The organism is Erwinia sp. MYb416, assembly GCF_037479575.1.
In the GTDB taxonomy this organism is placed as follows: Bacteria; Pseudomonadota; Gammaproteobacteria; order Enterobacterales; family Enterobacteriaceae; genus Erwinia; species Erwinia rhapontici.
Window position 1 is genome coordinate 26,356 of sequence record NZ_JBBGYT010000419.1, and the last position, 14,994, is coordinate 41,349.

Annotated in this window: 11 protein-coding genes and 5 tRNA genes; all 16 read right to left on the reverse strand. The window is 54.6% G+C overall.

Translation table 11 applies throughout. The features are described 5' to 3' along the window. Window positions 1-12: 12 nt before the first annotated feature. The 16 genes from WH277_RS05835 to WH277_RS05910 all read right to left on the reverse strand — a co-directional run bounded on the left by WH277_RS05835 (window position 13) and on the right by WH277_RS05910 (window position 14,920). On the reverse strand, window positions 13-441 hold the full coding sequence (locus WH277_RS05835) for a YqaA family protein (protein ID WP_133845992.1): 429 nt from the start codon (window positions 439-441) through the stop codon (window positions 13-15). Then, window positions 438-1,004 (reverse strand): fructose-1-phosphate/6-phosphogluconate phosphatase, encoded by a 567-nt coding sequence (gene yqaB / locus WH277_RS05840; protein WP_133845993.1) that lies wholly within the window; start codon window positions 1,002-1,004, stop codon window positions 438-440. Before yqaB ends, WH277_RS05835 begins: the two co-directional genes overlap by 4 nt. Window positions 1,005-1,378: 374 nt before the next feature. After that, window positions 1,379-1,455, reverse strand: a tRNA-Arg gene (locus WH277_RS05845). Between the two features lie 194 nt (window positions 1,456-1,649). Then, a tRNA-Arg gene (locus WH277_RS05850) sits at window positions 1,650-1,726 on the reverse strand. A 241-nt stretch (window positions 1,727-1,967) separates the two neighbouring features. Then, a tRNA-Arg gene (locus WH277_RS05855) sits at window positions 1,968-2,044 on the reverse strand. Between the two features lie 113 nt (window positions 2,045-2,157). Beyond that, window positions 2,158-2,234, reverse strand: a tRNA-Arg gene (locus tag WH277_RS05860). A 4-nt stretch (window positions 2,235-2,238) separates the two neighbouring features. Then, a tRNA-Ser gene (locus WH277_RS05865) sits at window positions 2,239-2,331 on the reverse strand. Window positions 2,332-2,691: 360 nt separating this feature from the next. Further along, window positions 2,692-2,877, reverse strand: a complete 186-nt coding sequence (csrA, locus tag WH277_RS05870) for a carbon storage regulator CsrA (protein WP_004155916.1) — start codon at window positions 2,875-2,877, stop codon at window positions 2,692-2,694. A 248-nt stretch (window positions 2,878-3,125) separates the two neighbouring features. Then, window positions 3,126-5,756 (reverse strand): alanine--tRNA ligase, encoded by a 2,631-nt coding sequence (gene alaS, locus WH277_RS05875; RefSeq protein ID WP_133845994.1) that lies wholly within the window; start codon window positions 5,754-5,756, stop codon window positions 3,126-3,128. Window positions 5,757-5,893: 137 nt separating this feature from the next. Then, complete coding sequence (locus tag WH277_RS05880) at window positions 5,894-6,436, reverse strand: regulatory protein RecX (RefSeq protein WP_133845995.1); 543 nt, start codon at window positions 6,434-6,436, stop codon at window positions 5,894-5,896. 211 nt (window positions 6,437-6,647) lie between these two features. Further along, window positions 6,648-7,709 carry a recombinase RecA gene (recA, locus tag WH277_RS05885; protein WP_133845996.1) on the reverse strand — a complete coding sequence of 354 codons (1,062 nt, stop codon included), beginning with the start codon at window positions 7,707-7,709 and terminating at the stop codon, window positions 6,648-6,650. A gap of 94 nt (window positions 7,710-7,803) precedes the next feature. After that, entirely contained in the window at window positions 7,804-8,298 is a 495-nt protein-coding gene (pncC, locus tag WH277_RS05890) for a nicotinamide-nucleotide amidase (RefSeq protein ID WP_133845997.1), read from the reverse strand. 103 nt (window positions 8,299-8,401) lie between these two features. Continuing rightward, entirely contained in the window at window positions 8,402-9,175 is a 774-nt protein-coding gene (gene tam / locus WH277_RS05895; protein ID WP_171149916.1) for a trans-aconitate 2-methyltransferase, read from the reverse strand. Between the two features lie 97 nt (window positions 9,176-9,272). Further along, window positions 9,273-10,352: a lytic murein transglycosylase B gene (gene mltB / locus WH277_RS05900; RefSeq protein WP_133845999.1), complete on the reverse strand. Its 1,080-nt coding sequence runs from the start codon at window positions 10,350-10,352 to the stop codon at window positions 9,273-9,275. A 141-nt stretch (window positions 10,353-10,493) separates the two neighbouring features. After that, on the reverse strand, window positions 10,494-12,161 hold the full coding sequence (locus WH277_RS05905; protein ID WP_133846000.1) for an ABC transporter ATP-binding protein/permease: 1,668 nt from the start codon (window positions 12,159-12,161) through the stop codon (window positions 10,494-10,496). Next, entirely contained in the window at window positions 12,158-14,920 is a 2,763-nt protein-coding gene (locus WH277_RS05910) for a M16 family metallopeptidase (protein ID WP_339504962.1), read from the reverse strand. Before WH277_RS05910 ends, WH277_RS05905 begins: the two co-directional genes overlap by 4 nt. Window positions 14,921-14,994: the final 74 nt, after the last annotated feature.

The following is a 14,994-nucleotide window of genomic DNA, read 5'->3' on the forward strand; positions in this document are numbered from 1 at the left end:
CCTTAAAGCGAATCAATGCCACCATTCCATGCCCTGTAGTGTTGCGGCTGCCAGCACCAGATAACGCAGAGTCTTACCGATAGCGAGACATATCACCATCGGCAGCCAGGCGAAACGTAGCCAGCCAGCAAGAACGCATAGCAGATCACCAATCACTGGTAACCAGCTAAAAAGCAGCGCAGCAGGCCCCATTCGGTGCAGCCACGCCGTTGCTGTGTTGTGCCATCGCCCCTGACTTTTTAATGGAAGCAGGCGACCCATAACGATGTTGGTTAAACCACCCAGAGTATTTCCCAGTGCGGCAATCAGGATCAATGCCGTGACAGAAACCTTCCCCGCCAGCAGTAACCCCACCAGTAACGCTTCAGAACTCCCCGGCAATAACGTGGCGCTCAAAAAGCTACTGGCAAACATCGAACCGTAAGCTAACCATTCACTCACAGCAGACGGACATCCACCGCATCCATACCTGCCGCACGTGCCGCCTGTATACCAAAATCAGCGTCTTCAAACACCACACAGCGTGCAGCGGGTACGCCGATCAATTCAGCGCAACGCAGAAATGTATCAGGTTCTGGCTTATGGCGTTTAACATCATCTGCTCCGACAATGGCATCAAAGTGATTCAGTAGCCCCAGATGCTGTAACAGCCCCACCGCCATTGCATGCTCACTGCCGGTGCCTACCGCCATCGGACGGCGCCCTTTATAGGCCTTCACCACATCAATGAGCGGTAATGGCTGTACGCTGTCGAACAGCATCGTTTTCAGTAATGCCGTCTTTTCTTCGGCCAACCGGTAAGGATCAAGATCGCTTTGCTGGCTGGCAATGATCACCTGCGCAATGTGCCAGGTTGGCGAACCGTTCAGGCCAATGATGGCCGTTTCATCGAAGGTCATGCCATATTGCCCCAGCACCTGATGCCAGGCTTTACGGTGTGTTGGCTCGGTATCGAGGATGGTGCCATCCATATCGAATATCAGGCCGTCATAAGCATCGTACATTCTCGCATCCATTCTGATAACGGAACGATTACTTTAGCGTAAAAGCACCCTCGTTGTCGCTGTTGGCATGGATCAGCAAATGCTTTGAAAAATATAGGGATTTTGATTATCAGATAAATGCGTGAGATAAAGCGCAGGTTAATTTGAGTTAAGTGAGTAATTCGTAAGAAGGATTTTGAGAAAAGTGCAGAAAGGAGTAATGGTGTTACCCGTACAAAGGGGCTTTTAATCTTGTAAAAGATGGTGCATCCAGGAGGATGATTCGGCTTCGCCTTACCCTGACGGGCCGTTGCAAGCGACGTTATCCTCCTTTGTGCTGGCGTTCACTGCTCTACAACATGCCAGTACAGAGGTGCTTCTAATCCTACAAAATATGGTGCATCCAGGAGGATTCGAACCTCCGACCGCTCGGTTCGTAGCCGAGTACTCTATCCAGCTGAGCTATGGATGCATTGGTAAAACGTATGACGCTGTGTAGTGAAGAATAGAGTGCTTCCCATTCATACAAAATAGGGTGCATTCAGGAGGATGATTCGGCTTCGCCTCACCCTGACGGGCCGTCGCAAGCGACGTTATCCTCCTTTGTTCTGGCGTTCACTGCTCTACAACATGCCAGTACAGAGGTGCTTCTAATCTTACAAAATATGGTGCATCCAGGAGGATTCGAACCTCCGACCGCTCGGTTCGTAGCCGAGTACTCTATCCAGCTGAGCTATGGATGCATTGGTAAAGCTATGCAGTAGTTTACTCTGCACGGTAACGCTATTGGGGGAGGTAAAGCGACAAACCTGAGGAGATACTGAAGAAAATCACGACCACTCGTTGAGAATGGTGCATCCAGGAGGATTATTCGGCTTCGCCTCACCCTGACGGGCCGTCGCAAGCGACGTTATCCTGCTTTGTGCTGGCGTTTACTGCTCTACAACATGCCAGTACAGAGGTGCTTCCCACTCTTACTAAATATGGTGCATCCAGGAGGATTCGAACCTCCGACCGCTCGGTTCGTAGCCGAGTACTCTATCCAGCTGAGCTATGGATGCATTGCTAATTCTTGTATAACGCAGGGTGCTGACTACTCACCATGACGCAGGGCTGCTAACGCTGCATCGGTACTACCCAAAATTAAAGCCGCACTAAGCAGCCTTAAAGAATATGGTGCATCCAGGAGGATTCGAACCTCCGACCGCTCGGTTCGTAGCCGAGTACTCTATCCAGCTGAGCTATGGATGCAAAATGGCGGTGAGGCGGGGATTCGAACCCCGGATGCAGCTTTTGACCGCATACTCCCTTAGCAGGGGAGCGCCTTCAGCCTCTCGGCCACCTCACCACTAGCACTCTTTCGAGTTGTGCTTCAGAACGTTGTATCTGCTCATCGGCACTGCGTGGCGCACATATTACTTTCTGGGCGTTGTAAGTCAAACAATTTCTCCCCCTTTTTTCATCACTCGCGTCTGATTGCACAAAAGCCACGCAAGTCGACCACTTTGACGACAAAAAGAGTGATTTATCAACAAAGAATACCGCGAATTTCAGGTGAAACAACGACGACGAAAATGAGCACAGCAGAAAAATTCTGGCAAAAGAATGATGCAAATGGGGGATAAATGGGGAAAAAGCTAACAGGGGATAGATAAAGGGGGGCGAAAACCGGTAGCGCCTCGCTACTGGGAGCGAGGCGCTGGATCCGTTAGTAACTTGTTTGCTGAGTCTTTTCGGCCTGGATGCGCTGATAGATCTCTTCACGATGCACCGAAACTTCTTTAGGGGCGTTCACACCAATACGTACCTGGTTACCTTTGACTCCCAGCACAGTTACAGTCACCTCATCACCGATCATGAGGGTTTCACCAACTCGACGAGTTAGAATAAGCATTCTTTGCTCCTTGAAAGATTAAAAGAGTCGGGTTACGTGCTTCCCGGCATTATCCATCGTATAACGCTAAATGTAGATTATGACAAATACACCAATAGCGCACCTGTCTGCCAATACATTCTGCTGATACTTAGTTTAGCCGAAAACCAGATCATCAACCTGACTTTATGATTACAGGGGCGTATCGCTTGAACAAACGCCCATCCCAGAGGGGCCTGAGCGCTTCTCCACGATACATTTTTATAGTGTTACAGTTTTGCAGCCACCCATGCCTCAACGCCAGCCAGAGCCGCAGGCAGCGCCTGCGCATCTGTACCGCCGGCCTGAGCCATATCCGGTCGACCGCCACCCTTACCACCGACCCGCTGAGCCAACTCGCCCACCAGTTCGCCCGCTTTTACGCGATCGGTCAGGTCTTTAGTCACCCCGGCAATCAGGGATACTTTGCCATCAGCGACGGTTGCCAGCACGATAACCGCAGAGCCAAGCTGGTTTTTCAGGTCATCGACCATCGTACGCAGCATCTTAGGCTCAACGTTGCTCAGTTCGCTGACCAGCAGCCTGGTGCCCTTCAACGCAATAGCTTTACTGCTCAGTGAGGCACTTTCTTGCGCAGCTTGTTGATCTTTCAACTGCTGCAACTCTTTTTCCAGCCCGCGTGCATGGTCAATCAGCGCGCGAACTTTTTCATTCAAATTACTGTTATTGGCTTTCACCAGGTGAGCAATATCAAGCAACTGCTCATTCTGGCTGTAAACTTGCGCCAGTGCGCCTTCACCGGTCACGGCTTCAATACGGCGTACGCCTGCAGCAGTGCCCGACTCTGACGTAATACGGAACAGACCGATATCACCGGTACGGCTGGCGTGAACACCACCACACAACTCGGTAGAGAAGTCGCCCATGCCAACCACACGCACATGATCATCATACTTCTCACCAAACAACGCCATCGCACCGTGTGCTTTCGCCGCTTCGAGTTCCATGATGTTGGTATCAATCGGCAGGTTACGACGGATCTGGGCGTTGACGATCTCTTCGACCTGACGAATTTCAACCGGCTTCATCGCTTCGAAATGCGAGAAGTCAAAACGCAGGTACTTATCGTTAACCAGAGAGCCTTTCTGCGCGACATGGTCGCCCAGAACCTGGCGCAACGCAGCATGCAGCAGGTGCGTTGCCGAGTGGTTAAGGCGAATGCGTGCACGACGAGTTTCATTGACCTGAGCCGCAATGCGGTCGCCTACACGCAGTTGGCCGGAAGCCAGTTTACCGATATGACCGATCGCTTGTGCGTATTTCTGTGTGTCGTTAACCGTGAACGTGGCACCCTTTTCGCTTTTCAGCTCACCGGTATCGCCTACCTGACCACCGGATTCACCATAGAATGGTGTTTCGTCAAGAACGATCACCCCTTCCTGACCGGCACGGATTTCATCCGCCGCCTGTCCGTCAACGAAAATGGCGGTCACCGCCGCATTCAGCGCTAACTGCTCGTAGCCTTTAAAAGCTGACGCCTGCTCGATACGGATAACGTTGTTGTAGTCCGTCCCGAAACCACTGCCACTGCGTGCACGTTGACGCTGCTGCTCCATCGCCTGTTCAAAGCCGGCTTCATCAATTTTCAGGTTACGCTCACGGCACACATCGGCAGTGAGGTCAGCCGGGAAACCGAAGGTGTCGTACAGACGGAAGACGGTTTCACCGTCCAGCGTATCACCCTCCAGGTTTTCCAGCTCTTCATCCAGTAAAGCCAGACCGCGTTCCAGCGTTTTCGCAAACTGCTCTTCTTCCGTTTTAAGGATTTTCTCAACCAGCGACTGCTGATTTTTCAACTCTTCGCCAGCCGCACCCATCACGGCGATCAGCGGAGCCACCAGCTTGTAGAAGAATGTCCCTTCTGCACCCAGCATGTTGCCATGACGTACTGCGCGACGAATGATACGACGCAGCACATAACCCCGGTTTTCACTGGACGGGATGACACCATCAGCGATCAGGAACGCACAGGAACGAATATGGTCAGCGATCACGCGCAGGGATTTATTCCCCAGATCGGTGGCTCCAGTCTCTTGTGCAACTGATTGGATCAGCTGTGCAAACAGATCGATTTCATAGTTGGAGTTCACATGTTGCAGGACCGCGCTGATACGTTCCAGGCCCATGCCGGTATCCACGGAAGGTTTCGGCAGTGGCAGCATCGTGCCGTCAGACTGACGGTTGAACTGCATAAAGACGATGTTCCAGATCTCAATGTAACGATCGCCATCTTCTTCCGGGCTACCCGGAGGGCCACCCCAGATGTGATCGCCGTGGTCGAAGAAGATCTCAGAGCACGGGCCGCATGGACCGGTATCGCCCATTTGCCAGAAGTTATCAGAGGCGTAGGCGCCACCTTTGTTGTCACCGATACGGATAATACGCTCACGCGGTACACCGATCTCGTTTTCCCAGATGCCGTAAGCTTCGTCATCGGTTTCGTACACGGTCACCCACAGTTTCTCTTTAGGCAGACCGAACCACTCGGGGCTGGTCAGCAACTCCCATGCAAAGGCAATCGCTTCTTTTTTGAAGTAATCGCCAAAGCTGAAGTTACCCAACATTTCGAAGAAAGTATGGTGACGGGCGGTGTAACCTACGTTTTCAAGGTCGTTGTGTTTACCACCGGCGCGCACGCAGCGCTGCGAGGTTGTCGCCCGGGAGTAGTTGCGCTTATCCTGACCAAGGAAAACGTCTTTAAACTGGTTCATCCCGGCGTTAGTGAATAACAGCGTCGGGTCATTGTTCGGGACGAGGGAGCTACTGGCTACAACCTGATGTCCCTTGCTCTGGAAAAAGTCGAGAAACGCTTGACGAATCTCCGCAGTGCTCTTGCTCATATTTGTCCTGGAATCACGCTAACGAACGTTTCGTGGGTCTTGCTACGCCGGTATTGCTTTCGCCAGCGACGACACACGAACAAAAAGTGGTGAATAAGATAAATTTTCTTCAGGGGGAAGTAAAATCCCATCGACGGTCAATGATCAAAATTCTCGAAAATTGACCGGATATCTTCCATAAAGAAGCCTTTAGCCATCAGATAACGCTGCACTTTCGCTTTTTCCTTCCATTCAGATGGCAGGGGCAGACCAAACTTACGTTCAGCCAGCATAAAAGCCTGAGCTTGCCAGTCAATTTCTGCGGCAAACAGCGTCTCATCGATCAGCGTTTTATCAATCCCCTTCTGCCCCAACTCCATACGAATGCGTTGCGGCCCGTAACCTTTACGGCTTCGCCCTGCCACATAACGCTCAGCGAAGCGGGTATCATCCAGCCAGTTATGCTGGTAGCACCATTCGACAACACGGTCGATCTCTTCCGGGGCCAGCGGCTCTGGGGATGTTTCTTGTTTAGCACCCTGCTGTTTCTCGCCCTGTTGTTTAGCGAATTGGGCAGCGCGCTCGCTTGAAATAACCAGCTTGCGGCGAAATTCTGCTTCACTGTGATCGCGCATTGCGAGAATACGCATTGCCCGCTCCAGCAGTTTCGCGTGCCGGGTTCGTTCAGTGGTCTCTGACATAGTGCCCCACACAGCGTTGAGTCAATGTAACAGGTGATCAAGGGTAACGTCTGATGGCAGTGCTTGCGAGGAAAATGCGCAGAAAGAGGAGGATAAGTCGCGGGTTTATACGTTTCGGGTGGAACCCGTCGTTACACAATGAAAAAAGGGAACCGCTTTTGCGATTCCCTTCTGGTACAGCGGGCCGAATCTCATCGACCCCTACCGATAATCAGAGGTCTTCGTTGACTTCATTTTCTGCTTCATGCGGTGCAGGAACAAAATCAGGCTTGGCATCCGGATTGTTCAGCAGCATTTCACGCAGCTTCGCTTCGATTTCGTTAGCAATAGCCGGGTTTTCTTTCAGGAAGTTACCCGAGTTAGCCTTACCCTGACCAATTTTGTCACCGTTGTAGCTGTACCAGGCACCCGCTTTTTCGATCAGCTTGTGCTTCACGCCGAGGTCAACCAGCTCACCAAAGACGTTGATACCTTCGCCGTACAAGATCTGGAATTCAGCCTGCTTGAATGGCGCTGCGATTTTGTTTTTCACCACTTTAACGCGGGTCTCACTGCCCACCACTTCATCGCCCTCTTTGATCGCGCCGATGCGGCGAATATCCAGACGGACAGAAGCGTAGAATTTAAGAGCGTTACCGCCGGTGGTGGTTTCCGGGTTACCGAACATCACACCAATTTTCATACGAATTTGGTTGATGAAGATCAGCAGCGTACCCGAATTTTTCAGGTTACCGGCCAGCTTACGCATCGCCTGGCTCATCATACGTGCCGCAAGGCCCATGTGAGAGTCGCCAATTTCACCTTCAATTTCCGCTTTCGGCGTCAGTGCCGCCACGGAATCGACAATGATGACATCAACCGCACCAGAACGTGCCAGCGCATCACAGATTTCCAACGCCTGCTCACCGGTATCCGGCTGAGAACACAGCAGGTTGTCGATATCCACGCCCAATTTCTTGGCGTAAACCGGGTCCAGTGCGTGCTCGGCATCGATAAACGCACAGGTTTTACCTTTACGCTGCGCAGAAGCAATCACCTGCAGGGTCAGCGTCGTTTTACCGGAAGATTCTGGACCATAAATTTCGACGATACGGCCCATCGGCAGGCCGCCGGCCCCCAGCGCGATATCCAGTGATAAAGAACCGGTAGAGATGGTTTCCACATCCATAGTGCGGTCTTCACCCAGGCGCATGATGGAGCCTTTACCAAATTGCTTTTCAATCTGGCCCAGCGCTGCTGCCAGTGCTTTTTGCTTGTTTTCGTCGATAGCCATTTTTACTCCTAATCATGCGGGTAAAGCACACGTAGATGCTGCTTCGTCTCTAAAATATGCGCTGATTATACTGTATGGTCATACAGTATCAAGTTTAATTTTTGAGAAAATGATCGTGCAAGGTCTGGAGCGCCCAGGCTGTTGCCTGGCGACGAACGGCCTCACGGTCGCCGCTAAAGCGCTGCACCAGCGTCAGCACTTCACCGCTGGCAGAAGCGAAGCCAAACCAGACGGTACCCACAGGTTTTTCGTCACTGCCGCCATCCGGCCCGGCGACCCCGCTGACCGAGATAGCGTACTGCGCCCTGGCTTCACGCAACGCACCCTGCGCCATTTCCTGCACAACCTGCTCACTGACCGCGCCGAACTGCGTCAGCGAGGCTTCCGTCACACCGATCATCTGTTGCTTGGCGTCATTACTGTAGGTCACAAAACCGCGCTGGAACCAGGCTGAGCTGCCCGCAATATCCGTCAGCACTTTGGCAATCCAGCCCCCGGTGCAGGACTCAGCCGTGGTAACACTGGCATGGCGTGCCAGCAAACGCTCGCCAACACGGGTACTCAATTGGATTAATTCGTTATCGGTCATCGTGCTCTCTGCTCCCTGATAATGAAGAGCCAGAGAGTAGCACTTTTCCCGGGTTCACGCGGCGTCGAAACCCGTTTTTGCGGCGCGGCTTCCAGGCTTTCTATCAGACTTTCTGCGCCACCAGAAACAAACGCGGAAAGGCCAGCAGCAGATTGCCATCCTGCCGGGGCGAATACGCGCGGGCGATCTCAGCATGGTAGTCTGCCAGCCATAACGCCTGCTCCGCGTCGTCCAGCGCGGCGAGATACGGACGTAATCCGGTTGCAAGCAGCCAGTCGATAATCGCCTGTGGCGACGGCATCACGTGATAGTAAGTGGTGCGCCAGAGATCAACACGGCAACCGGCTGTGGTCAGCAGATCATAATAGTCATCGGTCGACAGCAGGCGTTTACGCGCCGCAGCCTGCGGGTCCGTTTTCGCCTGCCAGGCCGGACGTTCTGCCACATGACGCATCAGACGATGGCTTGGCTCGTCAAGATTATCCGGCATCTGTATGGCCAGTACCCCGCCAGGAGCAAGCTGAGTCACCAGATGAGGCAGCAACACCGGATGATCGGTCAGCCACTGAAGTGACGCATTGGCATAAATGACATCCTGCGGCGGCGTTGCCTGCCAGTGGCGAATATCCGCTAGCGTAAACTTACAGTCCGGCAGACGGCGTTGCGCCTGATCGAGCATCGCCTGTGAGCTGTCAAGGCCCGTCACCTGAGCCTCAGGCCAGTTCTGATGCAATAATTCAGTGCTGTTACCCGGGCCGCAGCCGAGGTCAGTGACATAAGCGGGGGATAAGAGGGGAATACGGTTGAGGAGTTCCTGCGCCGGGCGCGTGCGTTCAGCTTCGAACTGACGATAAAGATCGGGGTTCCAGTCTTTCATTATTCCTCGCTCAGGGATGAAGTGGCAGTCAGGTCTACTGTAGACCTGGCTACCACTGCGATAAATAACAAAATTGCGTCAAAATACTAAGCCGTGTTTAGCGCGCCTGTTTCACCGCAAGCCCCAGTTGCCACACCGCCATCGCATAATGGTTGCTGTGGTTATAACGGGTAATGGCATAGAAGTTCGGCAAGCCGTACCAGTACTGGTAACGCGTCCCCATATCGAATTTCAACAGGCTGACCTGCTGGTTATTATCCAGAGGGATAACCGGTGACAACCCGGCTTCTGCCAGTTTAGCCACGGTATAGCGGGTTTTAAACCCGCTTTCCAGACCGGGCGCCTGACCATTGGCCTCCACGGCAACGGTACCGTTAGTCAGCCAGCCGTGCGCCTGGAAGTAGTGCGCCACGCTGCCAATCGCATCAACCGGGTCCCACAGGTTAATATGCCCGTCGCCGTTGAAGTCCACCGCGTACTGCTTAAACGCAGAAGGCATAAACTGGCCGTAGCCCATTGCGCCGGCAAACGAGCCACGCAGATCAAGCGGGTCATCATCCTCTTCACGTGCCATCAGCAGGAAGGTTTCCAGCTCACCGCTGAAGTATTCAGCTCGGCGCGGGTAGTTAAAGGACAACGTTGCCAGAGCATCAAGAATACGTGTTTTCCCCATCACGCGGCCCCAACGGGTTTCCACGCCGATAATGCCAACAATGATTTCCGGTGGCACACCATAGGTCTGCTCTGCACGCTGCAAGGCGTCCTGATACTGATTCCAGAATGCCACGCCGTTCTGCACGTTATCCGGGGTAATAAATTTGCTGCGATAACGCATCCACGCGCCGTTTGGCCCGGTCGGTCCCTGCGCCGTGGGGGTTGGCGCCTGACGATCCATCAGGCGGACAATCCAGTCGAGATTCTTCGCCTGAGCCAGCACGTTGTGCAGCTGCTCGCGTTCAAAACCGTGCTTACGCACCATTTTGTCGATAAATGCATTGGCAGCCTGGTTATTGGCAAAATCGCCACCCAATACGGCCCCACTGTGGGAGGGTTCCAGCAGGAATCCACCGTTGCCTTTAAACGGATTGCCATGAGGTTCAGCCGGGGCCGTCTTCGGCTGGCTGCTACAGGCGGTGAGTAATGCGAGGACAGGGAGAAGCGAAACCAGATAACGCATTAGATATCCATATTGCCGTTTAATAGTGTCAGAAACAGATGGTAAAGCATTGATGAGGAGGAGTTAAGCGGATTTACCAAACCTGATAAGGGATTGGTGTGAAAATCTCCCCTGCCCGGGCAGGCAGAGGAGAAAAGAGGATCACGCCTGGCGGAAGACGCTGAGATCCTGGTGCTGCGAAAACAGATCATCCAGCTCGTTCTGATGGGTGATCGCCACCACCGTTGTCCCCGGCAGTTCAGCGCGGACAAGCGTAAGCAGTTGACGGGCAGCCCCCTGATCGAGACTGCTGGTTGCCTCGTCCAGATACAGAGTATCAGGCCGGGCAATCAGCGCACGGGCAAACGCCAGCCGCTGGCGTTCACCGCCGGAAAATACCCGATCCCAGTTCTGCTGCTCCGCCAGCTTGTCACACCAGGCCGACAACCCGACCTTGTCCAGCACATCCCTCAGGAATGCGCTATCCAGCAACGGTGGCTGCGGATAGCAGAGAATCTCCGCCAGCGTCCCCTGCCCGAGATAGCTCTGCTGCGGCAGCAGCAAACTGCGCCCTTCCTGTGCCTGCCACTCTCCATCGTAATAAGGCCACAAGCCGTTCAGGGTACGCAACAACGTCGACTTGCCCAATCCGCTGCGACCAGAGAGCTTGCTCCAGCTACCGGGTACACACTGCAATACCACATTACGCATCAGCGGCTGCCCCTGCGGCGTAGTCAAAGAGAGATCGCGGACGTTCAGCGCTGGCCCCGTCGGTGGCGGTGCCTGCTGCGTCTGGTGCGCCTGGATTTCCGCCCGAAACTGGGAAAGACGTTGCATACTGGCCGACAACAGCGCCAGCTCATGGTACATACGAATAAACCAGCTCAGGCCACTATGTACCTGACCAAAGGCACTGCGTATTTGCATCAATCCGCCCAGCGTCACCGCTTTACTGAGAAATACAGGCAAAGCAGCAAATACCGGGACAATCAGGCTGATGCGCATATAGCCCGTGGTAAATAAACCGAGGTTACGCTTAGCATTCATCAGTGAGCGCCAGTTCTGCACAATGGCTATAAAATTACGCGTCAGGTGGCGTTTTTCCTGCTGTTCACCACCATACTGTGCAATCTGTTCAGCATGGTCATGCTTACGCAGCAGCGAGGCGCGGAAATCGGCTTCCGCCTTCTGTTTATGGTAGTTCAGACCGTGCAATTTTTTCCCGATCAGATGCGTCACCAGGCTGCCCACCAGCGTATAAATCAGCACCACCCATACCAGATAGCCTTTTATCACCCACTCGCGACCCAACAGCGTGAAATGCTGCACGCCGGAGAGCTGCCAGAGAATGATGACAAACGAGAACAGCTGCGCCACTACGATGAGGAAATTGACCGTAAGACTGACGGTTTTATCGACAAACAGCTCCACATCCTGCGCAATACGCTGATCGGGATTGTCGGTATTTCCGGTGAGCGACATACGATAGAACGCCCGCTTTGCCAGCCAGCTGTCCACCAGCTCTGACGTCAGCGCAGTACGCCAGCGAATAATCAGTAGCTCAGTAAACCAGTCCTGATAGACAAACACCCCGATATAAATCGCGATATAGACAAAGTAATCTTTGATCAGCGACCAGAGCAGGCCGCTGTCATACGCCCCCAGCGCGTCATAAAAGCTTTTCGTCCAGCTATTAAACAGTACGTTAAGCCAGACGATGGTCCCCCCCATCGCCACAATCACGGCAATCAGCAGCCAGCCCTGCCAGCTGCGGCGGTTACCCCAGAAGGGCCGACACAGCGCCCAGAATTGTTCGGCAACCCTCTTCACGGTTTACCCTGCTGCGGCAGAGAAATATGGAGCACCCGGTTATCGGCACTCAACAGGTGACCCGCGGCCTCACGCACGCCCGCCAGGGTAATGCTGTCGGCGAGCTGTGCCACGTCGCTCAGATAACGCGGATCGTCGAAGTGGCGATAACTGAGTTCCAGGCGGCGTTGCAGCGTGGTGATATCCTGCTTACGGGCATTTTCAGCACGGATAAAGAGGTGTTTTTGTTCATCCACCTGTTGCTGAGTGATCTGTTCTGGAAGCTGCGCAAGCACCTGTTCAGCCCGCTGCCACAACTCCTGCGCCCGCTGCGGGGAGCTGGTAAATGTCACTTCCGTTTCGATACGCTGATGCAGGTCCGACAGCTCGCTGTTCATTTGCAGGCGATAAATCCCCAGCGCATCGTCACGCAGGCTGTTTTTCAGCGCCTGATTCGCCAGATTACGCGCAATACTCACCTGCACGGCGGCCTGTGGCGACCAGCTGACGGGCGTAAAGCTCCAGGCTTTGACCTCGGCGCGGGGTTCGATATTCACCGCCACGTGGGCATCAAAACGCCCTGTACGCGGCAACTCAGGCGCGGTGGCGTTCATCGGCGCGCGCGGAATGGAAGCCAGATAACGCTCTGCCAGTGGCAATAGTTGTTCAGATGGCATATCAGCCAGTAAATACCAGGTGACCGGGGCCGATGCCGTGATGTGCCACTGCTGCAGTAAGGTGGTGGACTCCAGTTGCTTTAACGCTTGTGCATCCGGTGCCTGCCACCCTGGCTGACCATAGCGCAACAGACGGATCTGTCGTGCACGGCTATCCTGTACCGTTTGTCTCTGCGTTGTTTGCTGACGGGCCAGACGCATCATATTGTCTTTCATGATGCGGGTATCAATACCCGGTTCAACCTGCAGCGCATGGCTCAGCGCCAGCAGATTTTCCAGCTCACTCCGCGAACTCTGGCCGGAATACTGCAATGCTTCAGCCTGCTGAGAAACGGACAGTGACAGCGATCGCTGCTGTTTCCACGCCTGTAGCTGCTCACTCTGCCAGCCCTGCGGGCCACTTTGACCCACCAACTGTGCCGCCAGCTGCGCCTGCCACGGGTTCAGCCCCTGTGAACGGAAGCCAGCCACACTGCTGCCGGATAACCAGACCTTATCTCCTGCCAGCGGCGTACGCAGCCAGACCAGGCGATCGCCGTTGCTCAGTGTCCACTGCTCCACCTGCTGCGCGGGCCAGGTTTTCACCGCCGTACGTGCCCCCCGCGCCTTAACAGCGTTCAACACCATCACGGTATGATCCACGCTGCGTTCTGGCGCTGCCAGCGGCGCCTTTTTCAACTGCTGCTCCTGGCGTAAAACAGCCTGAACCGTCGGCAGAGTGAAAGGCGTCAGCCCTGGGACGCTGAACTGCACCAGACGGTCCGGGAGACTTAACCAGCGCTGAAACAGTGCATTCACCTGCTGATTATCAATGCTGTCTAACAGCATCAGCGCCTGACGGCCGCGCTGCTGGCTGCCGGTATAAGGCTTGTCCTGTGCCCAGACGGTCGCAATCTGCTGCACCCAGTCGGCAAACTCGCGCTGCTCCTCTTTGCCCGCCATACGCTGAGCGACGTCGCGGATATCCTGCTTCACTGCCGCAATATCCACATCACTCAAGCCATAGCGCCGCATACGCTCCTGCTCACGCAGTAGCACCGTCAGCGCGGCGGCATGACCATCGGGCATCACATCGGCAAACAGGCCCAGCGCCTGGGTCGTTTTACCGATATCGGATTTCCGCACCACCAGACTGCTGACCTCCACCGGCAGATCAGACTTCTGACGGCGCATCTGGCGGCTCCAGGCTGACAGCGCAATCTGGCTGGTCAGCCGCTCACGCAGCGTGGTTTGTCCGGGATTAAAACGCAGCACCAAAGACACCTGGCTGCTGCCGCTCTCGCTGTCTTGCAGACGTACCACTTTTAACTGCGGTTTCAGCGGCGGCTCATAATAATCGCGTGCCGGGACAGTGCCGGCAGGCAGTGTGGCGAAGGTCCGGTGTATTTCTGCTGCCACCTCAGCCGGTGCAAAATCACCGATAATCAGCAGGCGCATATTGCCGGGGTGATACCAGCGCTGATAGAACTGCTGAAGGGTACTGGCAGGCGTTGTCCGAATCGAGGCTTCAGTGCCAATAGTTGGACGTTCCGGGTAGCGCGAACCGTGACGAATAGCCTGCACGCGCTGCTGGTTCATCCGTGTTGCCACACCCAACTTGCCGCGCCACTCTTCCAGAATGATGCGACGTTCGTCATCAAGATCGCGCTGCGTCAGGCGCGCATGGCCTACCATCTGGCTCAATGCCTGAAAGGCGCTGTTCAGATCCTTTGCACCACCCGGCGGGCTCATCATATACAGCGTGCGTTCGTAGTTGGTCATCGCATTATAGTGTTGCGCCCGCACCCAGCCTTGCTGGTGCAGCTGCGTCGCCACGCCCTGCGGGTAAGCCGCGCTGGCACGGAACACCATATGTTCCAGCATATGCGCCACGCCGGACTGATCGTCCTGCTCATCAATCGACCCCACGTCGACGCTCAGGCGCACATCCACCCGCTGTTTCTGGCCACTGAGCGGCACCAGCGTGTAACGCAGGCCGTTATCCAGAACGCCCTGAGTGATCTGAGGCAGCGGGCTGAGTGGCTCTGCCGCCCGCACGCTGCTGAAAGAAAAGAGCAGGCTGAGGAGTGCCACCAGCCCGCTGAATTGACGCGATTGCTTCATTGCATTTTTCCTGTGCCGGAGTACGCAAGCACGCACTCACGGTGTGCTGACAAACAGGGCAGACCGGATGACCT

Bases quoted from the DNA above. Each gene is read 5' to 3' on its own strand.
- yqaB (WP_133845993.1), bottom strand. From the start codon at position 1,004: ATGTACGATGCTTATGACGGCCTGATATTCGATATGGATGGCACCATC.
- csrA (WP_004155916.1), bottom strand. From the start codon at position 2,877: ATGCTTATTCTAACTCGTCGAGTTGGTGAAACCCTCATGATCGGTGAT.
- alaS (WP_133845994.1), bottom strand. From the start codon at position 5,756: ATGAGCAAGAGCACTGCGGAGATTCGTCAAGCGTTTCTCGACTTTTTC.
- WH277_RS05880 (WP_133845995.1), bottom strand. From the start codon at position 6,436: ATGTCAGAGACCACTGAACGAACCCGGCACGCGAAACTGCTGGAGCGG.
- recA (WP_133845996.1), bottom strand. From the start codon at position 7,709: ATGGCTATCGACGAAAACAAGCAAAAAGCACTGGCAGCAGCGCTGGGC.
- pncC (WP_133845997.1), bottom strand. From the start codon at position 8,298: ATGACCGATAACGAATTAATCCAATTGAGTACCCGTGTTGGCGAGCGT.
- tam (WP_171149916.1), bottom strand. From the start codon at position 9,175: ATGAAAGACTGGAACCCCGATCTTTATCGTCAGTTCGAAGCTGAACGC.
- mltB (WP_133845999.1), bottom strand. From the start codon at position 10,352: ATGCGTTATCTGGTTTCGCTTCTCCCTGTCCTCGCATTACTCACCGCC.
- WH277_RS05910 (WP_339504962.1), bottom strand. From the start codon at position 14,920: ATGAAGCAATCGCGTCAATTCAGCGGGCTGGTGGCACTCCTCAGCCTG.